Genomic DNA, 1,997 nt, shown 5'->3' with positions numbered 1-1,997 from the left:
GTAAGTTAAGTGACAGCATTGATTGATTGTTATATGATTGTGTATGTCCTAAATGGACACAAGCAACGCTCCTAAGCAAAGCCTGTATGTACTGATTTCAGAAAAGCCCTCTATTCCGCATAATAGAGGGCTTTTTTTGTACATTCTGCTTCATCTAAACGGACAAGTGTATACGTCTAAAAGCTGAACGTGTTGTCTGAGTGCGCGTGATTATTTACTTTTTACGCGTACATCACGTTTTTCTAAAGAATCAATTTGAAATTCTAATTCTTTACGTTCGTCTGAAGTCAAAGATTCAATATAAACAGATAAAGCTACTTCAATAGCTGCCTTTTGATTGTCACTATACCCTAATACAGCCATTGCTTGCAATTTGTTTCTAATGTGGTTGTTGATTTTTAGGTTTGTGTCAAAAGTAACCGAAGCAACTTGATTTTGTGGGGTTTTAATTCCTTTATTTGAATTTGAAAAATCCGAAATTTCAGCCTGCTTATCTGGCTTAATTGGGTTGCGGTTAGACCGAATCAATTTATTAGCCATTTTCAATTGCCTCCATTCTTTTTAGCATCTCGTCAGTTACGTCTTTGTATACTTTGAATACACGCCTATCAAACTGAGTATTGAAAGTAATACCAGTTATTCCATAACGCTTGATCCTCTGCATCGAGTGAATTTTATGTTTAAAAATGTTTTCAGTTCCAAACTGATTAATAGCATTTTGAATAGTTGCTTCATCTACAGGAGCTCCGGCTTGCAATAGAACAGCCAATATACCAACGATTTCCAAACGGGGAGCCTTGTAGGTATCAATAACTTGTTCCTGGATATACTCTATAAATGCTTGAGCTCCCTCAAAACTATGTTCATGAGTTTGCATAACAATTACACAATAATCGCTGGCATACAATGCTGAATCGGTGATTAACGAGATAGTAGGCGGCGTATCTATGATGACATAATCATATTTATCTTTAATAGGCTTGATAAGATTACTGAATTCTTTGACGCGTTCATTATAGTCTTTGATTTTTTCCATATAGCGTGGGAAAAGAGCAAAGTCAGGTGCAGAAGCTAGGATATCGAAGTTTTCTTTTATATGTATTAAAGATTGAGTTAAATCGCCATCTTCAATACTAGCCATGAGAGATTTTTTAAAATGGCCAACTTTTCCATCAATATTAACTTTAGTATTCAAGAGTAGATTTGTGGCGTTTCCTTGGGGGTCCAAATCAACTAGTAGTGTTTTGTAACCACGATTGCTAAGGTCTAGAGCTACTAATGTTGAATTACTAGTTTTTCCAACTCCACCTTTAAAATTTCCAAATGTTATGGTTTGTGTCATGATAACGCCTCCTAACGATTGTTGTTATATTAGCACTATATCGTTTTTGAATCAACACGATATAGTGCTATAGTGCGTTAGTTCTATAGTTCTATAATGCTGTTGTTCTGTAGTGCTTATGTTCTACAGTGCTATAGTGCTGTAGTTCTTTAGTTCCGTAGTGCTAGCACTACCGTATAGCTTTAAGCCCTATGTGCAAACATTTACTAAAAGAAAAAACAGTGCCGTAGTTCTTTAGTTCCGTAGTTCTATAGTTCTATAGTGCTGTAGTGCTTATATTCTGTAGTGCTGTAGTTCTTTTATTCTATAGTGCTGTAGTGCTGTAGTGCTAGTTTTTAAAAACATTGACTTTTGTTGTGGTTGAGCTATAATTCTAAATGAAATCGATAAATAGAACATAAAAAAACACCCACCAACAGTCATTGGTGAGCGCCACAAAAAAGTCATCATTGTTTAATGACTATTATATCATGGCCGGTGCGATTTTTAAAGCCCTAGGGGACAAGCTGGGGTCTAAATCCAAGGGGACACGTTTGCCAGTGCGACTTCAATAAGTCTGGCTATACCACAACAAGGTTATCTGTACGGCTGGGTGGTGAATGGTGAGCGCGACCATTAACGGCGCGGGTGGTAAAACGAAGCTTCGGCTTGGTGC

Annotated in this window: 2 protein-coding genes; both read right to left on the bottom strand. The window is 37.0% G+C overall.

Going from position 1 to position 1,997, the window contains the following annotated elements:
* Positions 1-210 precede the first annotated feature (210 nt).
* A complete protein-coding gene (locus EKM99_RS15565) occupies positions 211-540 on the bottom strand; it encodes a DUF5388 domain-containing protein (RefSeq protein ID WP_041816175.1) in 330 nt (109 codons plus the stop codon).
* The gene (locus EKM99_RS15560; protein WP_015474642.1) at positions 533-1,342 is read right to left on the bottom strand and encodes a ParA family protein; all 810 of its coding nucleotides are present in this window, start codon (positions 1,340-1,342) and stop codon (positions 533-535) included. Before EKM99_RS15560 ends, EKM99_RS15565 begins: the two co-directional genes overlap by 8 nt.
* Positions 1,343-1,997 lie beyond the last annotated feature (655 nt).

This window comes from Levilactobacillus cerevisiae (assembly GCF_003946245.1).
GTDB classification, from domain to species: domain Bacteria; phylum Bacillota; class Bacilli; order Lactobacillales; family Lactobacillaceae; genus Levilactobacillus; species Levilactobacillus cerevisiae.
The sequence above is the reverse complement of the archived record's forward strand: the minus strand, read 5'-3'. Positions and strand labels throughout refer to the sequence as shown.

What these genes read in the sequence shown, in the direction of transcription:
- EKM99_RS15565 (WP_041816175.1), bottom strand. Translation starts at nt 540, where the DNA reads ATGGCTAATAAATTGATTCGGTCTAACCGCAACCCAATTAAGCCAGAT.
- EKM99_RS15560 (WP_015474642.1), bottom strand. Translation starts at nt 1,342, where the DNA reads ATGACACAAACCATAACATTTGGAAATTTTAAAGGTGGAGTTGGAAAA.